General features: G+C 42.4%; 19 protein-coding genes and 3 tRNA genes. 15 read left to right on the top strand and 7 right to left on the bottom strand.

The genetic code is table 11. The annotated features are described in order from the left end of the window. Window positions 1-34: 34 nt before the first annotated feature. Window positions 35-811 carry a hydroxyacylglutathione hydrolase gene (gene gloB / locus AB4298_RS16740; protein WP_371987569.1) on the bottom strand — a complete coding sequence of 259 codons (777 nt, stop codon included), beginning with the start codon at window positions 809-811 and terminating at the stop codon, window positions 35-37. 136 nt (window positions 812-947) lie between these two features. Between gloB and AB4298_RS16745 the strand changes: the two genes are divergently transcribed. Both AB4298_RS16745 and AB4298_RS16750 read left to right on the top strand, forming a co-directional pair. Continuing rightward, on the top strand, window positions 948-1,682 hold the full coding sequence (locus AB4298_RS16745; protein WP_248997355.1) for a class I SAM-dependent methyltransferase: 735 nt from the start codon (window positions 948-950) through the stop codon (window positions 1,680-1,682). Between the two features lie 81 nt (window positions 1,683-1,763). Further along, window positions 1,764-2,660, top strand: coding sequence for a LysR substrate-binding domain-containing protein (locus AB4298_RS16750; protein WP_248997354.1), 897 nt, complete (start codon window positions 1,764-1,766; stop codon window positions 2,658-2,660). On the opposite strand, the gene rnhA is transcribed toward AB4298_RS16750, so the two are convergent. Further along, the gene (gene rnhA / locus AB4298_RS16755; protein WP_248997353.1) at window positions 2,657-3,136 is read right to left on the bottom strand and encodes a ribonuclease HI; all 480 of its coding nucleotides are present in this window, start codon (window positions 3,134-3,136) and stop codon (window positions 2,657-2,659) included. The genes AB4298_RS16750 and rnhA overlap by 4 nt on opposite strands. Window positions 3,137-3,209: 73 nt before the next feature. Between rnhA and dnaQ the strand changes: the two genes are divergently transcribed. From dnaQ to AB4298_RS16785, 6 genes are all read left to right on the top strand, one after another. Next, on the top strand, window positions 3,210-3,938 hold the full coding sequence (gene dnaQ, locus AB4298_RS16760; RefSeq protein ID WP_248997352.1) for a DNA polymerase III subunit epsilon: 729 nt from the start codon (window positions 3,210-3,212) through the stop codon (window positions 3,936-3,938). Window positions 3,939-3,960: 22 nt separating this feature from the next. After that, the gene (locus AB4298_RS16765; RefSeq protein WP_371987570.1) at window positions 3,961-5,286 is read left to right on the top strand and encodes a TIGR03503 family protein; all 1,326 of its coding nucleotides are present in this window, start codon (window positions 3,961-3,963) and stop codon (window positions 5,284-5,286) included. A gap of 258 nt (window positions 5,287-5,544) precedes the next feature. After that, a tRNA-Asp gene (locus AB4298_RS16770) sits at window positions 5,545-5,621 on the top strand. Window positions 5,622-5,698: 77 nt separating this feature from the next. Then, window positions 5,699-5,775, top strand: a tRNA-Asp gene (locus tag AB4298_RS16775). A gap of 96 nt (window positions 5,776-5,871) precedes the next feature. Beyond that, window positions 5,872-5,948 (top strand) — tRNA-Asp (locus AB4298_RS16780). Window positions 5,949-6,455: 507 nt separating this feature from the next. Beyond that, a complete protein-coding gene (locus tag AB4298_RS16785; RefSeq protein WP_371987571.1) occupies window positions 6,456-8,312 on the top strand; it encodes a cation:proton antiporter in 1,857 nt (618 codons plus the stop codon). Window positions 8,313-8,384: 72 nt separating this feature from the next. Here AB4298_RS16785 and AB4298_RS16790 read toward each other — a convergent pair whose 3' ends face one another. Continuing rightward, entirely contained in the window at window positions 8,385-8,795 is a 411-nt protein-coding gene (locus AB4298_RS16790) for a hypothetical protein (protein ID WP_371987572.1), read from the bottom strand. A 298-nt stretch (window positions 8,796-9,093) separates the two neighbouring features. Between AB4298_RS16790 and AB4298_RS16795 the strand changes: the two genes are divergently transcribed. Continuing rightward, the gene (locus AB4298_RS16795) at window positions 9,094-10,380 is read left to right on the top strand and encodes a coproporphyrinogen III oxidase family protein (protein ID WP_371987573.1); all 1,287 of its coding nucleotides are present in this window, start codon (window positions 9,094-9,096) and stop codon (window positions 10,378-10,380) included. Window positions 10,381-10,472: 92 nt separating this feature from the next. Here the strand turns inward: AB4298_RS16795 and fadE are convergent, their stop codons facing one another. Then, on the bottom strand, window positions 10,473-12,920 hold the full coding sequence (gene fadE, locus AB4298_RS16800) for an acyl-CoA dehydrogenase FadE (protein ID WP_371987574.1): 2,448 nt from the start codon (window positions 12,918-12,920) through the stop codon (window positions 10,473-10,475). Between the two features lie 239 nt (window positions 12,921-13,159). Between fadE and AB4298_RS16805 the strand changes: the two genes are divergently transcribed. Continuing rightward, entirely contained in the window at window positions 13,160-13,936 is a 777-nt protein-coding gene (locus AB4298_RS16805) for a class II glutamine amidotransferase (RefSeq protein ID WP_371987575.1), read from the top strand. 397 nt (window positions 13,937-14,333) lie between these two features. Here the strand turns inward: AB4298_RS16805 and AB4298_RS16810 are convergent, their stop codons facing one another. Continuing rightward, a complete protein-coding gene (locus AB4298_RS16810; protein WP_371987577.1) occupies window positions 14,334-15,104 on the bottom strand; it encodes a DUF3108 domain-containing protein in 771 nt (256 codons plus the stop codon). A 71-nt stretch (window positions 15,105-15,175) separates the two neighbouring features. Further along, window positions 15,176-15,529, bottom strand: coding sequence for an MGMT family protein (locus AB4298_RS16815; protein ID WP_371987578.1), 354 nt, complete (start codon window positions 15,527-15,529; stop codon window positions 15,176-15,178). Window positions 15,530-15,741: 212 nt separating this feature from the next. Here AB4298_RS16815 and AB4298_RS16820 point away from each other — a divergent pair, with 212 nt between their 5' ends. Next, on the top strand, window positions 15,742-16,413 hold the full coding sequence (locus tag AB4298_RS16820) for a hypothetical protein (protein ID WP_371987580.1): 672 nt from the start codon (window positions 15,742-15,744) through the stop codon (window positions 16,411-16,413). Between the two features lie 95 nt (window positions 16,414-16,508). On the opposite strand, the gene AB4298_RS16825 is transcribed toward AB4298_RS16820, so the two are convergent. Then, window positions 16,509-18,227 carry an MFS transporter gene (locus AB4298_RS16825; RefSeq protein ID WP_371987581.1) on the bottom strand — a complete coding sequence of 573 codons (1,719 nt, stop codon included), beginning with the start codon at window positions 18,225-18,227 and terminating at the stop codon, window positions 16,509-16,511. A 254-nt stretch (window positions 18,228-18,481) separates the two neighbouring features. Here AB4298_RS16825 and def point away from each other — a divergent pair, with 254 nt between their 5' ends. The 4 genes from def to AB4298_RS16845 all read left to right on the top strand — a co-directional run bounded on the left by def (window position 18,482) and on the right by AB4298_RS16845 (window position 25,258). Further along, complete coding sequence (gene def / locus AB4298_RS16830) at window positions 18,482-18,973, top strand: peptide deformylase (protein WP_248997341.1); 492 nt, start codon at window positions 18,482-18,484, stop codon at window positions 18,971-18,973. Between the two features lie 132 nt (window positions 18,974-19,105). Continuing rightward, window positions 19,106-20,344, top strand: coding sequence for an ImuA family protein (locus AB4298_RS16835; RefSeq protein WP_371987582.1), 1,239 nt, complete (start codon window positions 19,106-19,108; stop codon window positions 20,342-20,344). Between the two features lie 43 nt (window positions 20,345-20,387). Further along, window positions 20,388-22,034, top strand: coding sequence for a Y-family DNA polymerase (locus AB4298_RS16840; protein WP_371987583.1), 1,647 nt, complete (start codon window positions 20,388-20,390; stop codon window positions 22,032-22,034). Further along, window positions 22,034-25,258, top strand: coding sequence for an error-prone DNA polymerase (locus AB4298_RS16845; protein ID WP_371987584.1), 3,225 nt, complete (start codon window positions 22,034-22,036; stop codon window positions 25,256-25,258). The genes AB4298_RS16840 and AB4298_RS16845 overlap by 1 nt, the downstream gene beginning before the upstream one ends. Window positions 25,259-25,310: the final 52 nt, after the last annotated feature.

Below are 25,310 nucleotides of genomic sequence, written 5' to 3' on the forward strand. Positions count from 1 at the left end.
GGCACTGGAATAGCGGGCTATTGTAGATTGTTTTTTAGAAATTGTCTTTCCATTGACGCAGAAGTGCGAAGCTTTGCAGTGTATTTTCGATAGGTTGTTGGAATTGAACGGCTAAAATTTGTTGAATTTCTGTACTATCGCTGCGTAAAAATGGGTTTATCGCTTTTTCTAAACCAATTGATGACGGTAATGTGGGCTTATTTTGCTCTCGAATAGCTGCCGCATTATTGGAATATTGAATAAGTGCAGCATTGTTAGGTTCAACCGCTTTAGCAAACTTAAGGTTCGCTAACGTGTATTCATGAGCGCAGCATACGCGGGTATTGTCGGGAAGCTGACTAAGCTCTGTTAATGAGTGGAACATTTGCTCGGCAGTTCCTTCAAACAAACGACCACAGCCACCACTAAATAAGGTATCGCCACAAAAAAGCACATCTTCGATTAAGTAAGTAATATGTCCTAAAGTATGCCCTGGTACTTGAGTGACTTTGGCTTTTAGCGTGATACCTTGCAGTTCAATTTCAGCATTAGTTGATATTGGATGGTTTACTCCAGAGATGTTTTCTGCTTGAGGGCCGTAAACGTTAATCTTGTCACCATATCGGTTAATAAGCTGCTTAATTCCGCCGGTATGGTCCTCATGGTGGTGGGTGATCAAAATACCTAGAAGCGGTAGCTGTTGCTCAGTTAAATAGTTAATAACCACCTGAGCGTCACCGGGGTCAACAACATACACGCCCGAACTTTGCTCAGTTTGAAACGCCCAGATATAATTGTCGGTAAACGCAGGTAATGGAGTGATGTGCAGCATATCGATACTCTCTATGTTAGAAATTAACTGCGCGACTTATATTATTTGCGCGCTTTAACAAGTTTACTGACCAAATCTATTGCTTGTATATGCCTTTCGTTATTAAAGTAGCATATCAGTGATTTTGGAGATTGATTTGTCACAGTCTGAATTACCGCTAAAACCTTATCATTGGTCAGAGCTTCCTAATGGCCCCGTTATTCGTGAAAGCGTTGAAGAGGCGTTGTCTTTATGGTGGCCAAGAATTTTTGGTTACTACATGCTAAATCTCGGACCGCTTAGCCATAAAATGGCGAAAACCAATGTAGGAATTAGTCGACAATACTCGTTATTTGATGAATCAGAAGCTTGTATCAAAGGTGACTTTAGTCAGTTACCGATTCAAAATGTCAGTGTTGATGCCGTGGTAATGAACTTTATCTTAGAGTTCGAATCCGACCCTTATCGATTGCTTAGAGAAGTGGATCGTGTGCTGGTATCGGGCGGACACCTAATAATTAGTGGCTTTAACCCCTTAAGTCCGATGTTTTTGGGGCAAGTACTGCCAAAATATCAGCGAGAAATCCCGTGGAATGGTCGTTTCTTTACCCCTTCGAGAGTTAAAGATTGGTTAGGCCTGCTTGGATATCAAGTTGTAGCAGACGAGCGTTTGTTACATCACCATCTGCTCAGTGAAGTGAAACCACACAATATCTGGTCTCATGCGCTTAAGTCGTGGTTACCAAGTAGTGGTAGTATTTATGTGCTGGTAGCAAAAAAGCTAGAAAGTCCGTTAACGCCGATCCAAGCCAAACGCAAAGTAAAACAACCTAATTGGTCGACAGCCCCAAGTGCTGGTCGTACGGGACATGCGTCTAAATCATCAAATTAACGTTAATTGCCATACAATTGCATATCAACGACTGTATTTGATAGATAATATTAATCAGTAAATGACTAAGTAAGAGATTTGATGCGCATTACACTAAAACAACTCGCCATTTTTGAAGCCGTGGCTCGCAGTGGACAAGTTGCAAAAGCTGCTGAAATGGTTAATTTGTCATCTCCGGCTGCATCAATGGCATTGTCAGAGCTAGAAAAACAGCTTGATACTCGATTATTTGAACGTATCGGTAATCGACTACGCTTAAATTCTCAAGGGAGCTTACTGTTGCCATTAGCAACAGAGGCACTGCAAAAAATTGAACAAATTGAACATACTTTTTCTCATGCTGGGGCTGAGCTTGGCGGAACACTTAACGTAAGTGCTAGCTCAACAATTGGTAATTATCTGTTAGCAAGAAGTGCCGTTGCATTTTGTCAGCAACACACTAATACGCTTGTCAATGTTGATATTGATAATAGCCAAGCTGTGATTAATTCGGTTCTCGAATTTAGAAGCGAAATGGGCTTTATTGAAGGACAATGTCTTGATAGCCGTATTGCAACTGAAGCCTGGCATAAAGATAAGTTATTGGTGTTTTGTCATCCAGCAAACCCGCTAGCGGGTAAAACCGTGACGCCAACTGAACTTCGAAATATGCCGTGGGTGATGCGAGAAGAAGGTTCTGGTACACGCGATTATTTTGTTAATGCAGCTAATGCACTCGATATGCAACCACAAGAAAAATTTCGCTTCTCAACTCCTGATGCGATAAAACAAGCGGTAAAGCAGGGCGCAGGTCTGGGCGTCTTATCTGAATTGACGCTTGAAAAAGAGCTAATTCGAAAAGAATTAGCTGTTATTCATGTGGAAGGGTTATCGTTAGAACGTAAGTTTTATCGAATACACCATAAAAGCCGTAACTTCACGCCGATAGGCCTAGAGTTTATAAAGTTTAATCAAATGTTTCTTAACACTGATGGTTAACTTTGTTGGCTAATATAACCGCTATCTTCTTGTGATGGTTTAGCTTCAGCAGCTTGACGAGCAAGTTCGTCACAACGCTCGTTTTCTGTATGGCCGGCGTGGCCTTTGACCCAGCGCCAGTCTATCTGGTGTCGCTGTGAAACAGCGTCTAAGCGTTGCCACAAATCGACATTTTTTACCGGTTGATTGGCCGATGTGATCCAGCCTTTACGTTTCCAGCCGTGGATCCATTGCGTGATCCCTTGGCGCATATATTGGCTATCACTAGTCAGGATCACTTGGCACGGGACTTTTAGCACTTCGAGAGCAATAATAGGCGCGAGTAACTCCATGCGGTTGTTAGTGGTTAACGTAAAGCCATCTGCTAGCTCTTTTGTTTGCTTTTTATACTTTAAAACGATGCCATAACCGCCGGGGCCAGGATTTCCGAGGCAAGAACCGTCGGTATAGATAGAGATCTGTTTCAGTCCAGTCATCAAGTTGCTACCATAGCTATAATTGCTGGGCGAGTATACCCAAAAAATTTAACTGAGAAATGTAAAAATTCATATGAATATTGTTTCAAGCGCGAAGCGACAAATTATTCTCGATACCGAAACCACTGGTATGAACCAATCGAGCGGTCCAATTTATTTAGGCCACAGAATTATTGAAATTGGTTGTGTTGAAGTTATTAACCGTCGTCTGACTGGTCGCCATTATCATGAGTATATCAATCCGCAACAACCGATTGATGAAGAAGCGATTGCGGTTCACGGTATCACTAACGAATTTGTTGCAGATAAACCTAAGTTTCATCAAGTTGCGCAGAGTTTTATAGAGTTTATTGATGGCGCAGAAATTGTGGCACATAACGCGAACTTCGACGTTAGCTTTATGGACCATGAATTTTCGATGTTGCAGCCTTTAGGGCCGAAAACAGCTGATATTTGCCAAGTGCTTGATTCGCTGGAAATCGCCAAGTTCTTGCACCCAGGTCAAAAGAATAACCTAGATGCCTTATGTAAGCGTTACGGCATTGATAACTCCGCTCGTGATCTCCACGGTGCATTACTCGATGCTGAGATTTTGGCTGACGTATATCTGTTGATGACAGGTGGTCAGACTAAATTTAATCTTTCAAGTGAAAAGGCAGGCCAAGAGGGCGGCGGGATAAATCGTTTAAGCTCAGAGAGAACAAAACTTAAAGTGATCGCTGCAACGGCCGATGAACTGATAAGACATGAAGAGCGATTAGATTTAGTCGCTAAATCAGGACAATGCCTCTGGCGCGGATAATCCTCATTTTATGAGCCTCTCTATGACTAGAAGAGTTAACTTTTTTGTTGTTTTTTTTATTAGCTATTTTTTATTTAGCAGTGTTGCGATAGCTGACGTACTGTTATCTAAAAATGCTTCAGAATTAAAAAACCGCTTCAGAGTCGATCATATGGTCGACTCGATGACGTTACTTATTCATAGAGAGTATGGTAGTGCGCCGGTTATTATCGTTCGCCCTGACGGTAGTAAATGGTATGTAAACCGCTTCCCAGATGATAGCGTGAGCTGGATGGAAGGGTTGACTGGTGACATGATCACCATAAAAAAGCCTATGCCAGGCCCTTGGCAGTTAATTGGCCAAGTTGTTGATGGCTCAGTTATCGATAAAGTGTCTACTTTATCGATTGATGTTGACCCCCTCCCGCAACCTTTGTTTCAAGGTGAGCGAGTAAAAGTAACCGCAAGGTTACTTGGCGACGAAGAGAAAGTTCGCTTACCAGGCTTAGATTTTATGATGAACTGGACTGCACGTTTTATTAGTGAGAATAATCCCGCTGATGAAAATTATGTTGCAGGTACTTTTATCGTCGGCGCTTACCGAGATAATGGTGAAGAACTCGATGAACGTCCTGATGATGGGGTTTTTACCAGTGACTTAGACCTAGAGCAACCTTGGGGCGATTATACGCTGCAAGTAAGAGCAAAGAATGCAGTGCTTGACCGTGAATACAATCAAGCTTTTAGACTCTCTAAACGTCCTATCGACATTGAGCTGTTAACTCCAGATGATCCAAATAGCGGTATTTGGACGCTAAATATTAGCCTTGATGAACAAGTTATCAAACTTGAACAGACCCACCTTGATTTGGAAATCTTAGGACCAACCGGTAAAAGAGTTCCCGTACAGCTGACTGATTTCAATCAAGCGCAAACAAAGATTGCTTTACCTAAAGTGATAGACTTTGGCAGTTATAACATCAAAATTAATGCTGTAACTACGACTGTTAATAGCCGCGAAATATACCTAAGTTTGCCTGAACTATTTTTTAATTTGGTAAGGCCTCCGGAACCACCACCAAGTAAAGAAGAGTTAGCTGCTAAAGCTGACGCCGTTGCTAGAGTGCAAGAACAGCAGGCAAAAGATAAAGCTATTGTGTTAATTGCTTCGATAAATGGCGCATTGATATTGTTGGGTGTATTAGTGCTACTCATTATGCGTAAACGCAGTAACCTTAAAAAGGCGTTAGCAGCCACAGAAGAGCGCTTAGAAAAAGAAGTTCGCCGAGAGAAAATGTTACTTGAGCTTGATCAAATTGATTTGACAATGCCTGAGGCAAATGACGAAAGCTTTTCTAGTAAATCATAGCGTTAAAAAGGCATCAGGATAAAGTATGAAAAAAGCGTCATTTAATGAATATATAGACGTTTGAAAATGAAAACGTAGCAAACACTGTCGAAAATGCTCCTTAGCTGCTTGAAACCAAAGCTGTTTAAAACCTCATTTTAGAGTGGTAAATGTTTAACTTTAAATCGGATTGTTCGTTTTTCGACTAGTCAGTAAAAATCTTATAAAAAATTATTGACGGACTACCTCTCTCTACGTATTATTCACCGCACTTGATGTGGAGCGGTAGTTCAGTTGGTTAGAATACCGGCCTGTCACGCCGGGGGTCGCGGGTTCGAGTCCCGTCCGCTCCGCCAATCAAGTGCTAAATTTTAGTTATTTGTTAGTGACATAACAAGTAGCTGGAGGTCCAAACAGGATTTCTAAAAGTTTTGGAGCGGTAGTTCAGTTGGTTAGAATACCGGCCTGTCACGCCGGGGGTCGCGGGTTCGAGTCCCGTCCGCTCCGCCAATTTAGTAGAGCTAACTAATTATTAGTTAGTAATAAGTCATGTTAGTGACATAACAATGACTTTAGAAATCGAAACACTGATTTCTTAAAAGTTTAGGAGCGGTAGTTCAGTTGGTTAGAATACCGGCCTGTCACGCCGGGGGTCGCGGGTTCGAGTCCCGTCCGCTCCGCCAACATAAAGGAAAAAGCCTTCACAAATGTGAAGGCTTTTTTCGTTACTAGATTGATGTTCTTGAGGAGCTGATAACCAAGTTTAACGGAACAAGTAGAATTATCTGTAATTTACATTGAAAAATTCATTTAGCATCACTCCATTAATATCGTGACACATTAGCTCTGCAAATAGGATTTAAATCAGCAATCGATAATTCGCAGGTATTGTTCACTTTTCACTCCTAATTTCTCTTACCGATTTTTCTCTGCTTAAATGATGACTTATTGCTTAACGGCTCGAGTCCGTCATTGAATGTTTACTAACGCAGTTGCAGCTCTCTAAATTAACCCTTAAGTATAATCCTGGTTAGCTTTAATCTTACTCATCTAGAATATTTAACGATAATTTTGATTTACTTTTCTTGGTGTTATCGTATTTTACTCAGGTTTGACTATAGTTTTTACACTCAACAGCATGTTTTAACAAACATCGTTTCACTTGAAACGTTCAGATAAGGAAATAGGCTATGCTGGAGCAGATCACTGCGATGCTTGCTTTGCTAGGTGTTTTATCACTGTTTTGTCAGTGGATAGGTTGGAAATTACGACTGCCTGCCATCTTACCGCTATTACTTTGTGGCCTATTATTAGGTCCAGGCTTAGGTTTTTTACAGCCAGATGTTATTTTTGGCGATTTACTTTTTCCTATTATTTCTCTGGGTGTTGCCGTTATTTTATTTGAGGGGGCATTAACCCTAAACTTCAAAGAGATCCAAGAACACGGTGCTATGGTTACTCGGCTAGTGACTTTAGGCACCGTGATTACATGGGCTTGTATTACCGTTGGCACCTTCTACCTCCTCGACTTTGAATGGTCAATGGCATTGTTGTTTGGTGCACTGGTTGTCGTTACAGGGCCTACGGTTATCGTGCCAATGCTCCGAAGCGTGCGGCCCAAGACAGAACTTGCGAGCATATTGCGCTGGGAGGGGATCGTCATTGATCCAATTGGGGCTTTACTCGCTGTTTTAGTGTTTGAATATATTGCAGTCGCTGCCGATCCGACGACACATGTGTTACATGCATTAAGTGCCATGCTCGCGGTAGGGCTTGGCTTTGGTGTGGCTAGTGGGTATTTAGTCGGCCTTGTTTTACGCAATAATCTGTTGCCTCATTACTTACGCAATACGGCTGTGCTGACTTTAATGTTAGCAGTTTTTGTTGGCTCGAACTTGTTACAAGAAGAAGCAGGGCTATTGTCAGTAACAGTGATGGGAATATGGCTCGCAAATATGAAGGGCGTAGATATTGCCGATATTCTAGAGTTTAAAGAAACACTTACGGTTCTGCTTATTTCGGCGTTATTTATTCTATTGGCAGCTCGCTTGAATGCAGATGCATTGCTAAGTCTGGGTTGGGGAGGTTTAGCATTACTTGCAGTGGTAATGTTTATTGCAAGACCGTTAAGTATTTGGTGTTGTGGTGTAGGGACGTCTTTATCTAGCGGTGATAAATGGTTTTTAAGCTGGGTTGCACCACGCGGTATTGTTGCCGCAGCTGTCTCGTCTTTGTTTGCGATTAAACTTGAAGCCATTGGTATTAAAGGCGCCGAAATGATTGTGCCCTTGGTGTTTCTCATTATTATCGGTACCGTTGTTATTCAAAGTCTCACGGCGGGAAAATGGGCGAAAATACTTGGTGTTACGGCTGATTCTTCTCAAGGTTTACTAATGTTCGGTGCCTCGAGTTTTTCACGTGCTTTGGCTAAAACATTACAATCGAAAGGCGTTACCGTATTACTTGCAGACAATAACTGGGACAACATACGGCAGGCTCGTATGGACAATATTCCGGTATATTTTGGTAATCCAGCGTCAGAGCATGCTGAAAACCATATGAACATGGCGGGGATCGGACGAGTATTAGTCGTGTCTCCGTATAGACAGCTAAATCCATTAGTTAGTTTTTATTTTCAAGATGTATTTGGCGAAGAAAAAGTATTTGGTCTCAATAATGGTGAAGCATCGAGTGCAAGGCATCAGCTATCTGAGTCATATTTAAAGCGGTTATGTTTATTTGGGGAAGGTGTTTCTTACTCAAAACTGGCAAGCTTAATGGCGAAAGGGGCTGGTATTAAAAGTACACGCCTCACAGATAGCTTTAATTTCACCATGTTTATGGAGCAATATGGCCAAAGCGCGATCCCACTTATTTATTTGCAAGACGGTAAAGTAAGGTTAATAAGTGCTGCAGAGCTTGAGCTACTCTCGGGAGTTGAGCTGATTAGTCTGATCCCCGCAGACGCTGTAAAACAAGATATCGTTAGTGAGAATGAGCCTAATCATAGAAATAGTAAAGATATTGAATTTATTGAAAAAAATTAGCAGGTAAACAAATAGCGCAGCGTACGTAATAATCTGATGAGTTTTGACAGCCATCGAGTATTACTTGCTGCGTTAGTTTTTTGTGTGATTAGCTTCGCGTTGGCTAAAAAATATCATTGCGAAAAAAATCATAAATATCAAATCGTTTACCCCATAGATGCTGTAAAAAATACCGGCAAATAGGTCTTTTTCATAAACACTTGTTAAGTCATTATTAAATAGCCAGCGGCACCAAGACACCACATAAATCAATTTTTCAACAGTAAACGCGGCAGCTAGCCATTTCACATTGGACTCAATAAATGCTGCAGCCAAAAAAACAAGTCCCCATACGCAAATCATCAATAAACCAAAGTTTGACATTACAACTGGGTCGGCTTGATTAATGATTGAGTTACTGAAAAATCGAGAAAAGATTAATACACCGCCGAGGTTCATCAGTGCTGCGGCAATAAAGCCAAGCTTTACAGTATGTTTTTTCATGGTGCAACAATTTCCTTGAGAGCAAATATATGCATATCGCTGATAGGTATTAATTTTAAACTATATTGCGATATCAACCACTTTAACTAACAAGTAAACTCAAAACTGAGAGCATTTGCATCTGGTATTGTTTATAAGTTTTGAGATCAATACGTTGTTCTGTGACAGACTTAGTATAAGAGGATAAGTGGATAACTAAACATCAGCCATACAACACACTTTTTAATATAATCAAAGAGTAAGGTATTAGATACTTACTTACCTGGGCTCAGGTAAATTCATCATCACAAGGTGAGTTATGTCATTTACCGATTTACGTTTAAGTTTAGCAACACAAAGCCTTGATTTTGTTATGCAGCGTACGATTACACAATCGCTAAGCTTAGCGGATGCGAAAGCGCTGCCGATCTTAACGTCATCAGTAGGTTTTACCCTAGAGCAGCATATCGAAACCCTCTATATTCACATTCCTTTTTGCCATACTCTTTGCCGTTTCTGCTCGTTTCACAAAATTAAATACAATCAAGAGAAAGCCCTTGAATATTTTCAAGCATTGCGAAAAGAAATACGCCGTGTGATAGAAGGAGGGCTGCGGTTTAACCGGGTATATATTGGCGGTGGTACAACGACAATATTAGAAGATGAATTAGTTAAAACTATCGAGCTAATTAAAAGCTTAACGACAGTTAGGGAGGTCTCTTGCGAAACCGATCCAAGTTACTTTAGGACTGGTAATCCTGAAATACTTAACGGCTTAGTAGATCGTATGTCTATTGGACTACAGAGCTTTGACGATAGAATATTAAAAGCCAGTGGTCGCTTTGAAAAATTTGGATCTGGCGATGAACAAGCAATAGATATTAAGCGCGGAATTGAACTATTTCCTACGGTTAATGTGGACTTAATGTACGGGTTCAAAGGCCAGACTCCAGATAGTGTGGTGAGCGATATTAAGCGGATGATCCAATTGGAGCCTGATCAAATAACTACATACCCGTTGACTATCGGGATAGGTAAGAGTCGCAAAAAGTCTCAATGTTTAGTGGGCGAAGCTAAAGAGCTATTTCCCCAATTTCTGGCGGTTAAGCAGGTAATGTCAGATCGCTATATAATGGAGTTCCCTTGGACCTATAGCCGTAACTTTGGTCAAGCCGTCGAGAATAAATATGTATTAGATGGCGAAAACTGCTTTGGTGTAGGCTCTGGCGCATTTGGTCGTTTTGGTGAGCAATTCCAGGTTTCAAGCTTTAATATCGATAAGTATATTCAATTAATTAATCACGGTGGCGTGGGGACAAGCCATCATAAATTGCTAAGCGTAAAGTCGATAAATCAACACCATTTAATGATTATGATGGGCAAAGGTCATTTAGATAATGATCTGTTTAAAGCCCATACCGGTATGAGCTTGTGGCAAGCTTTCCCTGTTGAGTTAGCATATTTATTAGCTTCTGGTGCACTCATTAAGCGAAGTGATAGTTATTTTACGACAGAGGCGGGGCAATTTATTGCGTTAAAAATGTTTAGTGGATTCTTAGCGGGCATGGACTATCTGCGTGAGCAAGCTATTGAATTGGCTGCTTAGTGTTTTGATTTAGCACTTAGCCTTTTGAGTCAATGGTATAAAAAAAGGCTTAAGTTAATACTTAAGCCTTTTCTATGCGCTCTGTTTCGCAATTATGCGGCTTGCACCTGCTTTGCGTATTCAAGAGTACGTGCTTTTAGTTCTTCAGGGTCAAAGTCATCAACATTAATTGACTTCATTCGACCAATCTCAGCGCGCTCAAGCAGGGCGATTTCAGACTCGCTCAATACACCAAGTGCTTTGCCTTCTGCTGCAACTTTATCAAGCCACATAAAGGGCAGACGTTTGCCAGCAGCTTTACAGACTTTGTCGTAGATCGGCTCTGACGCTAAGATATCTTTGAATGTTTCTTCTTGAATACCTACAGCGTTATGTTCGCTTGCAGTCCAGAACTGACCTTTGCCTAAACGGTCACGGCTGGCACAAGGTGTTTGCATGATCTTAGCAACCTTGTGATCAAGTATGTCACTGGGGCGCTTAAGTGGACGACCAAATGGGAAGATCACTGCACGTAGCCCAATACCCAGACCCATAGGGAAGTTATCGAGTAACTCATCTAGCGAAGATTGTAGTTTGTACAGTGAGTCTTCAACTGCCCATTGCACCAGTGGTAAATCTTCAGTTAAACGACCTTCATCTTCGTAGCGCTTAAGTGTCGCAGATGCCAGATACAACTGGCTCAGTAGGTCACCAAGACGCGCTGAAATACGCTCTTTACGCTTCAAGTTACCACCAAGAGTTGCCATAGCTAAGTCAGACAATAACGCTAAGTTTGCACTAAAGCGGTTCATTTGCTGATAGTAGCGTTTAGTTTTATCTGAATACGGCGCGTTAGAGAAACGGCTTGAAGTTAAGCCCATCCAGAAACTACGTACTAGGTTGCTGGTGGTAAATCCAATGTGGCCAAAAATAGCTGCATCAAAGTCACGTAAGCCTTTGTTTGCATCTGGGTCAAACGCCGACTCCATTTCTGCTAATACATATGGATGGCAGCGAATTGCACCTTGACCATAAATAATCATTGAACGGGTAAGAATGTTGGCGCCCTCAACAGTAATCGCGATAGGTGCTGCCTGATAACCACGACCAAGATAGTTATTTGGGCCTAAGCACACACCTTTACCGCCGTGAATATCCATGGCATCGATAACGCATTTTTGCATTCTGTCGGTGAGGTGATATTTGACGATGGCTGAAATCACCGATGGCTTTTCGCCAAGGTCAATACCGGTTGTCGTTAGTGAGGTTACCGCATCCATTAGGTAAGCGTTACCACCAATGCGTGCCATTGGCTCTTCAATACCTTCAAGTTTACCGATAGGCAGCTTGAACTGACGACGAATACGGGCGTAGGCGCCGGTTGCGAGTGCTGCAGTTTTAATGCCGCCAGCAGAGTTTGATGGCAGAGTAATACCACGGCCAACGGATAAACATTCTACGAGCATTCTCCAGCCTTGGCCGGCCATTTCGGCGCCGCCAATAATAAAGCTTAGTGGTACAAAGACATCATTACCGCGGGTAGGGCCATTTTGGAACATACAGTTAAGTGGGAAGTGACGGCGACCTGTTTCCACACCTTCAATATCAGTCGGAATAAGGGCGCAAGTAATGCCTAAGTCTTCTTGATTACCCAGTAATTGGTCTGGGTCGCGAAGTTTAAATGCAAGGCCAAGAACAGTCGCTACAGGGGCAAGGGTAATGTAACGTTTGTTCCAAGTGAGCTTCATCCCTAGAACTTCTTCACCTTCCCATTCGCCTTTACACACAATACCGAAATCAGGAATTGCGCCTGCATCACTGCCTGCTTCTGGGCTAGTTAAGGCAAAACAAGGCACTTCTAATCCTTGCGCTAGGCGGGGGAGATAATGGTCTTGCTGAGCTTTAGTACCGTAATGCTGTAGTAGTTCACCTGGGCCTAAAGAGTTAGGTACACCAACCGTTGATGCTAATTCGCTGCTTAAACCTGCAAGCTTTTGCAGTACACGAGACTGGGCATAAGCTGAATATTCTAAACCGCCGTATTTCTTTTTAATGATCATCGCAAAGAAGCCATGGTCTTTTAAGTATTGCCAAATTTCTTCAGGTAAATCACCTAATTCATGAGAAACCTGATGTTGGTTTAACATGCGGCAAACTTCTTCTACCGGACCGTCAAGAAATGCTTGTTCTTCAGCACTTAATGTCGCCTTAGGGTAGTTGTGGAGTTTATTCCAGTCTGGCTTGCCTGCAAATAGGTCTGCTTCCCACCAAGTTGTTCCTGCTTCAATCGCTTCTTTTTCAGTAGAAGACATTTCAGGCATGATCCCGCGATACACTTTAAGCAATGGTCGCGTGATCATATTTTGTCTAAAGGAGCTGACATTAAGGGGCAGAGCAATAGCTAGAAAAACTAGCCAAAGTATTGCACTTGCATTGCCGATACCTGTACCTATTGCTAATACAATAGCGGTGCCTAGGGTGGCGGTAAGCAGAGAGACTCTGAGATAAGCAAAAGCACCTATCGCCACAATCATTGCCAGAATCCAAAGTAGGGTCGTCACTGTTATTCTCCTTGTGTGCGTGACCTAAAGTTGACCTAAAGGCACTTGTTTTGGTGCTACCTCACAATTATAGTGCGTGGTCAGACCTGTGTCTCATAAAATTAAACCTTAGTGAATTTTTATACAAGCCTTTTTCAAACAAATGTTTAAATTAATTGCAACGCTTTATGATTCCACAAAGCTGATCAAGTGGTTAGAATGATAGATATTAAGTAGTAGATAGAACGGGATTAAGATTAATGTGCGAGTTACTGGCCATGAGTGCCAATGTTCCGACTGATATTGTATTTAGCTTTACCGGACTAGCTGAAAGAGGCGGGGTTACCGGGCCGCATGTTGATGGCTGGGGCATTACTTTTTATGAAGGCAAGGGCAATCGAACCTTTAAAGATGCGCGCCCGAGCAGTGAATCCCATGTTGCGCAGCTTATAAAATCCTATCCGATAAAAAGCGAAGTAGTGGTCAGTCATATCCGTCAAGCAAACCGAGGCTGTGTGTCACTTGAAAATACTCACCCGTTTACTCGTGAGTTGTGGGGCCAATACTGGACCTATGCACACAACGGTCAATTAAGTGATTATGAGGATAAGTTTATTGCCAAACGCTTTACCGCTGTGGGGGATACAGACAGTGAAATGGCGTTTTGTTGGATCATGGACAAAGTTGTCGAAAAATTCGGTGATAAAGAGCCAGATGATCGTGTCGCCGTATATCATTACATTTCAACGTTGGCTGATGAAATTCGCGCTTTAGGTGTGTTTAATATGATATTAAGTGATGGTGAGCATTTAATGAGTTATTGCAGTAATAACCTATGCTATATCACGCGCCGCGCACCGTTTGGCAAAGCAAAATTGATTGATACCGATGTGGTGATTGATTTTGATAAAGAAACCACACCTAATGATGTGGTTACCGTAATTGCAACTCGCCCTTTGACTAAAAATGAGCAATGGAATGTGCTTAGCCCAGGAGAGTGGAAGTTGTTTAAAAAAGGTGAGCTAGTTAGCTCGTGATTGAGTTAGCTTTATTAGAAGCTTATCAATAAAAATCTCGTCATAGTCTATTTGGCGAGCTTTTTTATATTTAGCTTTGATGTTAAAAGATCCGATTCTAATTGCTGTTAATCGAAATGACCCAAAATGCAGAGTCTGCTGACGGGAAGCCTGCAAATTGTGTTAGCTCATCGGTGGTGCTGCACCGACATATGAGCCTCTGGTCACACTCTAGGAGCGCTTGTGATTGTTTCTAATATTAGCCAAATAAAACTGACATCTATACTTAGTCCGCTAAGTGTAGGGCGACACATTGAGCAGCGGCAAAAAGTGACATCACTTAATTTTACCCATCCCCCAGTTTACACTGCTACATGAGCAGCTACCCTGGACTCATTGTTTTGTCATTTTGTCTTATTTAACCTTGTGTGTTTTTAGCAGGCTCATTTACGAGTGCTTGTTCTGTGTTATTTTGTGGCTCAAACCGGTAGTTAAGTAGCTTTATATCGAGTTGTTTACTGCCTTTTTCAAAATGCGATAGACGTATTGGTAGATAGCCTAAATCTGGTGCCATCCAAAAAAATGTTTGACGCTTTTTACTGTCCCTAATCACTTCAAACTTAATGGTTTGGTAACTACCACTGTCAATATTTACCCGTTCTTTACCGACAATTTTAAACGCATAATCGTCGACTTCACCTTCTTTTACCATGCTGTAGTGCAGTGTTTCTTTATCGGCTTGCATATCCAGCCTAAATTGCAATTGCACCATTAATGGGTCAAAGAGTTCGGTATCGTAAGGGAATTTAGCTCGTTCTCCTTTATAGCGGCTATGCACTACATTTTGCCCTTTAGCAAAGGCGGCTTGTTCCCGAAAACCTGGCCCTGTGCCTGTTCGCTCAACAGAGTAACGCATTGGAACAAGGTGATCCGTGCCTTCGAGTGTAAACTCACTGCGAATATGGCGCTGATCAGAGAGCATCAATAAACCGACATCACTGTCAAAGCGGTATTTAAACAAGTTGCCTTCAGGAGCTTCAAGAATATAGCGGGCGCGACCTAACTCAATACTGCCGTAATAGACTTCATACTCTGCAGTATGTGGCGTCAGTGCCGTTGGCGCTGCAAGCGTTGTATGGCTTGTAATTAATAAGCTGACAGCAGCTAATATAGGGAAGTGTTTAAACAAAGGCGGCTCCTTTGATAATGCTGTGGATTAAATAAGTATTTTCGATTGCATCTGTTTGTTTAGGTAAAACATTAAAATGGCATTGATAGCACCAATGTTGCCATATCGGGATGCCATTCATACTCAGATAATTTAACTTTTCCGCGATTAACGATGACCTCTTCGCTTCGTAGTCGCTGCATCTGCTCTATAAACCCCTCACTATGTTCAGCAAAAGAGATTCTTCCTTGACTATTAATGACTCTGTGCCAAGGCAGTCCAAGTTCAGAGGGAGCTGACTTTAGCGCTTTTGATACATAGCGAGCCCGCCCTGGGAGACCAGCTAAGTCCGCGACTTTACCGTATGAACACACTTTACCTTTAGGGATCATAGACACAATATGCCATATTTGCGTCATTGGTGAAGGTTTACTGACTTGATGCATAAATTTTATCTCTTAAGCATTACGTTAAATTTTAATGGTGATGAGATCAACAAACCAGTGGTTTAGTGTTCAATACACGCTAACTTCACGTTGCAGCTGTTAACTGCTTGGGCTAATGTTCTTTCTGAGTTATGCGCTTGTAATATAAAGTAAAAGCTCTTGCTGATAGTTAGCGCTAAAGTAATAATAGCGCTTTTTTGACGGTATATATAATGTCAGTAAAGGCTTTACGTCCTTTTATAGGGTCTTTGTTATTACTCTCAGTGGTATCAGCGCCTGTTTTGGCGAATGATTTTCGTCATATCGCTGACCCCTTAAATCTCAATACTTCACTCTATATTGGTTTTGACGACGATACCTTTAAACTCGGTGGTAGTTTTGCAACGAGCCATCAAAAGTTTTCAGCTAATAGCAATTTCGATGGCGATAAATGGCACTTAGGTTACCTGTATTCAACAAGTGAAGTTAACTTTAGAGCTTCAGTCGATCACGGTAAAACAGATACCCCTCAAGGTAAAGCTAACCATTACCAATATCAAATGGGTTTAATGACGGAGCACCAAGGCTGGCTATCAACGCAGGTCTTTACCGAAGTCGCAGTGAATCATCTTGCTGTTAAATCTTATAAAGACAGCACGGCTGCCAATGCAAGCATGACGATATTAAAGCCGATGACTGAGCATTGGTATAGTGAGCTTTATGTTCAAGGTAACGCTGGCATTGATGGTGTTGAGCGTTATGACGCTAGAAGTTGGTTGGCACTTGGCTATCAAATTAACCCACAGTGGTCTTGGGTTATTCGTTACCAGTATGATTGGGAAAAATTAGAGCAAATTGAAAGCGAAGATACTCAATGGGTATTTGCTATTCGCTCACAGTTCTAAATTAGCTTAGTTCATAACAGATAAGCCCATATTGGTAGCGATACTAATATGGGCTTTTTATTGTGCAGAGCTTACAAAATAAGTGTCGTGATAGACTAATTAACTTGCGCTAGTGTAGGGGAGCTAACCACTGCTTGCGGCGTTGTACCAAATTTATGGAACAGCACTAAGCCAAGTGCTGTTAATAATCCCAGTGCGCCAATGATGTACCACATCAAATCTGGTCTATCTGCGCCTTTAGCCACTTCTGAATATAAATAGCCAGATAGTGGTCCAGCGAGTAAAAATCCAATCGCTGAAGAGACAAAATAATAGCCCATAAACATAGCTTTTTTGTCATTAGGCGCAAAGCTTGCCACATACTCTTGGCTTTTTGGTGAAGCCACCATTTCACCAATTGAAAAAACGAGAATAGAAGTAAGCACCATCGCTCCCCCCATAATCGCGCCATGGGCCACACCACCAATTGCTGTGCCGAGAGCTAGAATAATAGTGCCACCCACTAAAACTGGTAATGCTTGAAAGCGTTCAACAAAACGGCTGATCATTAATTGCATCACCACTATTGATAAGAAGTTGAGACCGATTAAATATTCAGGGTTAATTTGACGATATTCGCTTGCCCAAGTTTGTGCATATTGAGTAGCCAAAGCAGGGGTTTGCGCTATAGCGGTTAATGCTTGGCTTATTTCAGTGGTAGGTACCATGACTTTAGTGTGCACCAGTTCAAAGTAAGCTTGTTTAGCATTGAGTGTGCCGTTAGCTACCTCACTGCTTAAGCGAGTGAGTTCTGATTGCAATAAATTAATATCCACAGGTGCAAAAAATTGCAGTAGATCAGTGTAAGGCGCAAGCATCAATACCAGATCAGAGGTATCAACAAAGTCACGTATATAAATAGGTAGAGTAATAAAGATTTGCTGATACACCATCCACATGCCAGATAAAATCAGCAAGTAAATCACAAAGGGTTTATTACCTAGACTGATCTTTTGGGCGTACCAAGGAGCTTGCTTATGAGTCGAAGCCAGTTTATCCCAAATAATATGTGCCGCGAACCAAATGGCATAAATGATTAATGTGGTTTCACCCGTTATCCATTTAGCACCATAAGACATCAAAATAACTAACGTGCCGAAGAATAAAATCGCAAAGCGAGCGTTGCCTAAAACTTCTTGGATATCTTTAAATACTGCTTTAAGAGGCTTGCCTTGTTGCTGGTTTTGATCCGTCGGCTCTTTATAAAAGAAATAAGCAGGGATAAAGTTAATCGCGATCCAAAACGCAGACATGATAAATACCCAGTCCCAGCTAATCGCTCTAACATAACCTGCAATGAACGGACCTAAGAAGCCACCAATATTGACCATCATGTAGAATATGCCAAAGCCTAAGCCTCGGTTAGTGTCATCAGTCGTGCGTGCCACAGTGCCGGTCACGACAGGCTTAAAGCAGGCTGCACCAACTGCAACGCCCATAAAAGCGACAAAAAATCCCATAAAGGTATCGACTTGGCCGAGAAGATAATAACTCGGACACATAATCGCGTAGGCGACAAGGAACATCTTTCGATAGCCATATCTATCAGCAAGGGCGCCCGTTAATACCGGAAATAAGTACAGAAAAAAGGGGATCATGCCTTGCAATAGCCCGCGTTCTTGCTCTGAAAAACCTAATCCACCTTGGTTTTGTGGCGAGGTCATATATAAAGATGATAGGGCGAAAAAACCATACCAGGCTAAGCGTTCGAAGATCTCCATTGTATTGGCAACGAAGAATGTAGGGGGCAGCGCAGTGCGTCCTGCAGAGGTCATATTATTTTCCGTATATTTTATACATTTTGATTTATGCTATCACATGTTAATAAAAAGTGGATCTAATTGTGCAAAATAGAAACGCTTTAGTAGGCAGAAATGGTGAGTTTATAGGGCTGGAATTCGTGAATTATTGTGCTAATAAGCCCTCTAGTAGAGGGATTGCTGACTTTAAATATAAGTCGAGATTGCCTTTATTGATGATTCGGTCATAATAGCGCGAATTTTTTAGTTAACATTAGTGTGATAAGAATATGGCAGTGTTAGACATCTTAACGATCCCCGATGAGCGCTTAAAGCGTAAAGCTGTGCCAGTAACTGATATTGCGTCAGTACAAGGCTTTATCGACGATCTAATTGAAACTATGTATGACACCGAAGACGGTATCGGTTTAGCAGCGACTCAGGTTGGTAGTTTGCATGCTATTTTAGTTATCGACTTATCTGAAGAGCGTGATCAGCCAATGGTGTTGATTAACCCTGAAATCGTTGAGTCTCGTGGTGAGTATCAAGGTGAAGAAGGTTGCCTATCTATTCCTGGCTATCGCGCTAAAGTAAACCGCCATGAAGGGGTTAAAGTCAGTGCATTAGATCGTGACGGTAAAGCGTTTGAAATTGATACTGATGAATTCTTAGCGATCGTTCTACAACATGAAATGGACCATCTTAATGGTATCGTATTTACCGATCATCTTTCTATGCTTAAGCAACAAGTCGCATTGAAGAAAGTTAAAAAGTACAAGTAAGCATTCAGTTAGCCACGTTATCTAATCAGTAATAACGCGGCGCTAAATTAAGCACTTAAGCGCTCCTCTCTAAGAGGAGCGCTTTTTTTTGCAGGTAAGATCTCTTGCGATCTAATAAAAGATAACTATACTGTGTTTTTATACAGTATTTATTGGGCCGTTGAATATGCTTGCTCAGCCTTAAGCAAACGAATGCTAAATGGCGAGATGAGAGGTGAAGAGCTGGTCGACGAAATTAGGTGCATGATGATGAGTTACGCTACAGCATTAACTGCGGATGAATTAAAGGAGGCAAATATTGCTGCTCAGCAGCAAATTAATCAACGTTCAAGCAGTGAGCTAAAAGTAAAGCTGCCGCTAGCCAATTTACTTGAGCGACAAGATCTCTGGTTAGGTGAGCAATGGCAGCATCAGAGCGAGGCTTATTGCACTGGCTTTTCGCTGCTCAATAAGCACTTGGCTGATAATGGCTGGCCTAAACAAGGTGTATGTGAGTGTTTATACGATAATCCCGGCCAAGGCGAGTTAACGCTAGTATTACCCTTATTACAGCAACTGATTGGTAAAGGTGTTGTATCGCAAACGTTTGCTTCAGAGCAGGACTCTGAAGCTAGCAAGACATGCGCAGCTGATACAAACCATGTAGAGTCATTAGTCATGCTGGTTGCGCCGCCTTATATTCCTAATCCTCAAGCGCTTGAATTACAGGGTGTGGAGGTTGAGCGTTTAATTTGGATTGATACCAGCGACAGAAAAGAGCAGTTATGGTCCATAGAGCAGGCATTGAGTAGTGGCGCTGTACCTCTCGTGTTGGCGTGGCTGGATTATTTATCTATTACAGAGTCGAGACGACTGCAGCTCGCCGCAGAAAAAGGCCAAGCATTGTGTCTATTATATTTACCAAACAAGTTGGCTGATAACGCGCATCCAGTTAATTTACGCTTAACGCTTAAACGTTCGTATTTCCGCCGTAATCAAATGAACACTAAAGCGATTTCCAATGAGCAAGCTCATTCTAATAAACAGTTTAAAGAGCAAACTCAAGTTAAAGCTAAAGATCAGCCCCAGCCTAAAAAGAGTGTAAATGCTAATAATGTTAATGCCATTAGGGCAGTGGAACGCTGTGGCGATAGCTGCATTAATATTATTAAGCGCAGAGGCGGTTGGCCGAGTAAAGCATTTAGTTTGTCGTTACTGCCACCCCATTTAAAAGAAAGCTTACTTGGGACGCCCGACTATTTAACGCATAAGCTATCAGCAGAAGCGTTAGTTGCTAGTGTTCCTCAAAGAAGAACAATCGTTAAAGACCTGCCAATAGAACAGACACTCAAGCTTAGTATCGTCGATAACATTGCTCATGCAGCGCCTTAATTTATTGGGTTCTAACTGAACAATAACTGCCGAGAAAATCAATATGTTATGGCTTGCAGCTTATTATCCTCAATGGGCATTTCAATATCTTAGGTATTTACATCAACAGCAATCTACTGATGGCTGTGTGTTATTTGAGCCTAAGTCATTACAAGTATTAGCCTGTGATCACAGTGCAACACAATCAGGAATTCGCTGTGGCATGAGTATTAGCACTGCGCAAAGCTTATTGGCTGAAGTGGTACTGATAGAGTTTGACGTTCATGTGACTCAACAAGCTTCTGACTGGCTCTGTCAGTGGAGTTATGCGTTTAGCGCCCGAGTTGCGCCGCTGCATTGCTCGCTAGCCGCGCAATATGCCAAACAGGAACTGACTAATGACGGTGCTGTATTTAACCAAAGCTTGGTTAAAAAAGCAGGCAAGTTCTCAGTGAATGAGTTTGTTGATGACTGCTTAGTGTTAGAAGTTAGCTCCATGGGGTTAGTGTTTGATGGCATTGACAATCTGGTTCAACAATATGGGCAAAAGGCTTTAGCACTAGGGCTAGACGTACAGCTTGCGATTGCTGAAACACCACTAGCAGCACAGCTTTTAGCGCTGCAAGCACCAATATTTAGTTCCTTATCCGATAGCTTGCATAAGGTTTTTCTTGAACAAGGTTATCAGAGTAATGAAAAAGCATCAGAGCTTGAACAGCAAGCGGATCTGCAAAACCGTTATTTACAACATGAACATAATTGTTTGTTGCTAGATACTCTGCCGATTAAGGCTTTACCGGTATCAAACTATTTATCCGAGGCATTTGTTAATATGGGTTTGCATACGCTATCTATGTTAACCGCATTACCCGAAAAAGATCTTGGTCAGCGCTTTGGTAAACCTTTATTACAGTTACTGACTAAGATCAGTGGCAAGCTACCCCAGCCAATGCAGTATTTTGAGCCTGCTAGCCATTATCAGCAAAAACTGACCTTACTCTATGAAGTTGAGTCTATGCTGGGAATCATCTTCCCGCTAAGGCGAATGTTAGATGATCTCGCCAGTTATTTAGTGCAGCGTCAATGGGCACTGCAAACACTGAGTTTAAGTTTAGGTTATCGTGACCGAGAGTTAGCGCCTTTAGAGCTGACAATTTACTATCCCTTCGCTGAACATAGAAGCGCCGAACTGCTTAGTTTATGCCGTATGCAACTTGAGCGCGTAACCTTATATCAGCCAGTGGTTGAACTGTGTATTTATGCCAATAAATTTGCGCCAATTACTCAAGGGCAAACTCATTTACTCACTCATGCAAAAGCTGGGAAAAACGATGCCGGCCGCTACTTGTTATCGAGCTTACAAGCGCGGCTTGGCAGCGATAAAGTTAAAGGTATTGCGTCAGTCTCTGAGCACTTACCTGAGCATAGTTGGCAGAGTACAACACTTAACAGTATTGGCAAGGTACAAACTAGGCAGCAGGAACATACTTTGTCGTTTGGGGCTTGCAGGCCTTTTTGGCTACTTGCTCAGCCTGAGGTCATTGCTAGAACAGAGTTTGAATTATTGAAAGGACCTGAGCGATTACAAACCCATTGGTGGCAGCAAGCTTACTATTGCCGAGACTATTACATTGCTAGCCATGTTGATGGTGGGCTGTGCTGGGTTTACCAAGAGCAAGAGGGCTTCTATCTACATGGATGGTTTAGCTAATGTATGCAGAGCTACACGCTATTTCAAACTATAGCTTCTTAAGGGGAGCCTCTCATCCTCATGAGCTCGTGGAGCAAGCGGCAAAGCTAGGTTACAAAGCAATCGCGATAACTGATGAATGCTCGTTTGCAGGCATAGTCAAAGCCCATGAAGCGGCCAAAAAGCATCAAATCCGTTTATTAGTCGGCGCGGAGTTTCGCCTAGCTGAAGGCGTATTTGTATTCTTGGCTAAAAACCGTAAAGGCTATGGGCAAATAAGTCAGCTTATCACCTCATCCCGTCGCCGAGCAGAAAAGGGCGCTTATCAGCTGCAGTTTACTGAGCTTTTAAATGGATTAGATGAGTGTATTTTATTGTGGCAGCCTCAGCCTCTTGGGCAAGCATTGGAATCAACTGTCCAAGTAGCGAGTCAGTTGCAGGCATATCAAGCGCAGTGTTTGACTATTGCTCAAGGATTAGTTTCAGCATTTGCTGAGCGTTGTTACTTATTAATGGAGCGAAGCTTACTGGCTGGTGAAGCATTAAAGCTGCAGTTATGGCAATCACTAGCGGATAACTTACAGATTGAATGCGTAGCTGCAGGTAATGTGCGTATGCATTGTGAGCAGCGACAAAAGCTGCAAGATGTGCTGACTTGTATTCGCTACGCCACTCAATTAGAGCAAGCTGGTGCGTTGTTACTCGCAAACACAGAAACGGCATTAAAACCGTTAAATGCGATTGCTAAGCGGTACCCTAAAGCTTGGATTGATAACAGCTTAGTGATAGCACGGCAGTGTGACTTCAGTTTAGATGAACTGAGATACGAATATCCAAGTGAAGTTGTTCCTAGCAACGTCACTGCGAGTGAATATTTAGCTGTTGAAGTTGAAAAGGGCGCGAATTGGCGTTTTAACCACAAGATCCCTGTATCGGTTAAGCTGCAATATTTAAAAGAGCTGCTGTTAATTAAAGAGATGCAGTATGAGTATTTCTTTTTAACCATTTACGACATAGTTCAGTTTGCTAAATCACAGAATATTTTACATCAAGGCAGAGGCTCGGCGGCTAATTCAGTTGTGTGTTATTGCTTAGGGATCACCGAAGTTGACCCAACTAAAGTCAATATGTTGTTTGAGCGCTTTGTGTCTAAAGAGCGTAATGAACCGCCAGATATTGACGTCGATTTTGAGCATGAGCGCCGCGAAGAGATCATCCAATATATTTATAGTAAGTACGGCCGCGAACGTGCAGCACTTGCCGCTACGGTGATCAGCTATCGCTTTAAAAGTGCCATGGGCGACGTCGGTAAAGCCTTAGGTATAGACAGACAACACATTGAACATATACTGCACAGTGTCGATAGGCGCGATAGTGAGTTTGATTGGCTAAGCCAGTTAGAGGCTAAAGGCTTGGTGCCAAAAGAGGGAATTGGTCAGTATTTATTGCCTTTGGTGCAGGAGATCTTAGGTTTTCCGCGGCATTTGTCTCAGCATGTGGGCGGATTTATTATTTCATCTGGACCATTAAGTGAGTTGGTGCCAGTTGAGAATGCTGCAATGGCAGATAGAACGGTTATTCAGTGGGATAAAGACGATTTAGAAAGCTTAGGCCTGCTAAAAGTCGATGTGTTGGCTTTAGGCATGTTAACTGCTATTCGAAAGTGTTTTCAGTTAATTACTCAATCTAAAACTCGCGATAGCGCTAATCAATTACAGCAAGCTCAAGCATTTTCAATGGCAGATATTTGCTGGGAGCAAGCTGAGGTGTACCAAATGCTACAACAAGGGGATAGCATTGGCGTGTTTCAAGTGGAGTCGCGGGCGCAAACCTCAATGTTGCCAAGGCTCAAACCTAAATGCTATTACGATTTAGTGGTGCAAATTGCCATTGTTCGTCCGGGTCCAATTCAAGGCGATATGGTGCACCCTTACTTAAGGCGCCGAGACGGGTTAGAGAAGGTGAGTTACCCAAGTACTGAGGTTGAATCAGTTTTATCACGCACTATGGGGGTGCCGATTTTTCAGGAACAAGTGATTCAATTAGCTATGGTGGCTGCGGGATTTTCTGGCGGCGAAGCCGACCAATTAAGGCGTGCGATGGCAAGCTGGAAACGTTCGGGAGAGTTACAACAGTTTGAAGCAAAACTGTTAAATGGCATGCAGAGCCGTGGTTATTCGACAGAGTTTGCCGAGCAAATTTACCGGCAAATAAAAGGTTTCGGTGAATATGGTTTCCCAGAGTCACACTCTGCAAGCTTTGCGCTACTTGCTTATGTTTCAGCGTATTTAAAATACCACTATCCGGCGGTATTTTGCTGTGCGTTACTTAATAGTCAACCTATGGGGTTTTATAGCCCGTCACAGTTAATTCAAGATGTGAAACGACACGGTGTAAAGGTGCTACCAGTTTGCATCAATCAAAGTCAGTGGCAGCACAGTTTAGAGTCTGATGAAAATGGTGTGCAGCAGTTACGGTTGGGCTTTAGATTAGTGAAAGGACTCAACCAAAAAGAGTGTGCTCGACTTGTAGAGTTAAGACCAGAGCAAGGGTTTCATCAGCTTGAGCAGATCTATCAGTTAGGAATTGCCCGCCATGAACTTGAAACCTTGGCGAGTGCAAACGCATTTGTAAATCTTGCAGGGCATAGACACCAAGTTCGTTGGCAGCTGTCGGCTTGTCAGCAGAGTTTACCGCTGTTTGCTGCCGATGAACTCGAGCAACTAAATAAGTATACCAAGGGAGAGAGTAAACGGATAAAAGCTGATTTGATTAACAAGCATCAGGTCACGCCTCAGTTAGCTGCACCTACAACTGCTGAGTCTATGCAAGCTGATTATGCTTATACAGGTGTTACATTAGGTGAGCACCCGATGGCAATGCTTAGAGCAAAGCCTAGCTCATATCAATCCTGTTTGCGTCACTGCTTAACCGCTGAACAACTTGATAATTGTCGCAGTGGTCAAGTCGTGACAGTGGCAGGGCTGGTGGTTGGTCGGCAAAGGCCTGGGACTGCATCGGGGGTGACATTTATCACCTTGGAAGATGAAACTGGTAATGTAAACCTTGTTGTTTGGAGTGCTACAGCAAGAGCTCAGCGCCAAGCGTATTTAGTGTCAAAAATCATGAAAGTGAGCGGTATTTTAGAGAGACAATCCGGTGTGACTCATGTTGTAGCTGGCAAGCTTGAGGACATATCCCATGAACTGGATAAGTTATCGATTCGTTCTCGAGACTTTCATTGAGACTAGTCTGCATTAGGCCCATTTTGGGTATATACTGCAACCGTGTTTTACA

It is taken from the genome of Shewanella sp. 10N.261.52.F9 (assembly GCF_041471165.1).
Classification (GTDB): domain Bacteria; phylum Pseudomonadota; class Gammaproteobacteria; order Enterobacterales; family Shewanellaceae; genus Shewanella; species Shewanella marinintestina.

Excerpts from the sequence above, each read along its gene's own strand:
- gloB (WP_371987569.1), bottom strand. The coding sequence starts at position 811 with ATGCTGCACATCACTCCATTACCTGCGTTTACCGACAATTATATCTGG.
- AB4298_RS16750 (WP_248997354.1), top strand. The coding sequence starts at position 1,764 with ATGCGCATTACACTAAAACAACTCGCCATTTTTGAAGCCGTGGCTCGC.
- rnhA (WP_248997353.1), bottom strand. The coding sequence starts at position 3,136 with ATGACTGGACTGAAACAGATCTCTATCTATACCGACGGTTCTTGCCTC.
- dnaQ (WP_248997352.1), top strand. The coding sequence starts at position 3,210 with ATGAATATTGTTTCAAGCGCGAAGCGACAAATTATTCTCGATACCGAA.
- AB4298_RS16765 (WP_371987570.1), top strand. The coding sequence starts at position 3,961 with ATGACTAGAAGAGTTAACTTTTTTGTTGTTTTTTTTATTAGCTATTTT.
- AB4298_RS16785 (WP_371987571.1), top strand. The coding sequence starts at position 6,456 with ATGCTGGAGCAGATCACTGCGATGCTTGCTTTGCTAGGTGTTTTATCA.
- AB4298_RS16790 (WP_371987572.1), bottom strand. The coding sequence starts at position 8,795 with ATGAAAAAACATACTGTAAAGCTTGGCTTTATTGCCGCAGCACTGATG.
- AB4298_RS16795 (WP_371987573.1), top strand. The coding sequence starts at position 9,094 with ATGTCATTTACCGATTTACGTTTAAGTTTAGCAACACAAAGCCTTGAT.
- AB4298_RS16805 (WP_371987575.1), top strand. The coding sequence starts at position 13,160 with ATGTGCGAGTTACTGGCCATGAGTGCCAATGTTCCGACTGATATTGTA.
- AB4298_RS16815 (WP_371987578.1), bottom strand. The coding sequence starts at position 15,529 with ATGCATCAAGTCAGTAAACCTTCACCAATGACGCAAATATGGCATATT.
- AB4298_RS16820 (WP_371987580.1), top strand. The coding sequence starts at position 15,742 with ATGTCAGTAAAGGCTTTACGTCCTTTTATAGGGTCTTTGTTATTACTC.
- AB4298_RS16825 (WP_371987581.1), bottom strand. The coding sequence starts at position 18,227 with ATGACCTCTGCAGGACGCACTGCGCTGCCCCCTACATTCTTCGTTGCC.
- def (WP_248997341.1), top strand. The coding sequence starts at position 18,482 with ATGGCAGTGTTAGACATCTTAACGATCCCCGATGAGCGCTTAAAGCGT.
- AB4298_RS16840 (WP_371987583.1), top strand. The coding sequence starts at position 20,388 with ATGTTATGGCTTGCAGCTTATTATCCTCAATGGGCATTTCAATATCTT.
- AB4298_RS16845 (WP_371987584.1), top strand. The coding sequence starts at position 22,034 with ATGTATGCAGAGCTACACGCTATTTCAAACTATAGCTTCTTAAGGGGA.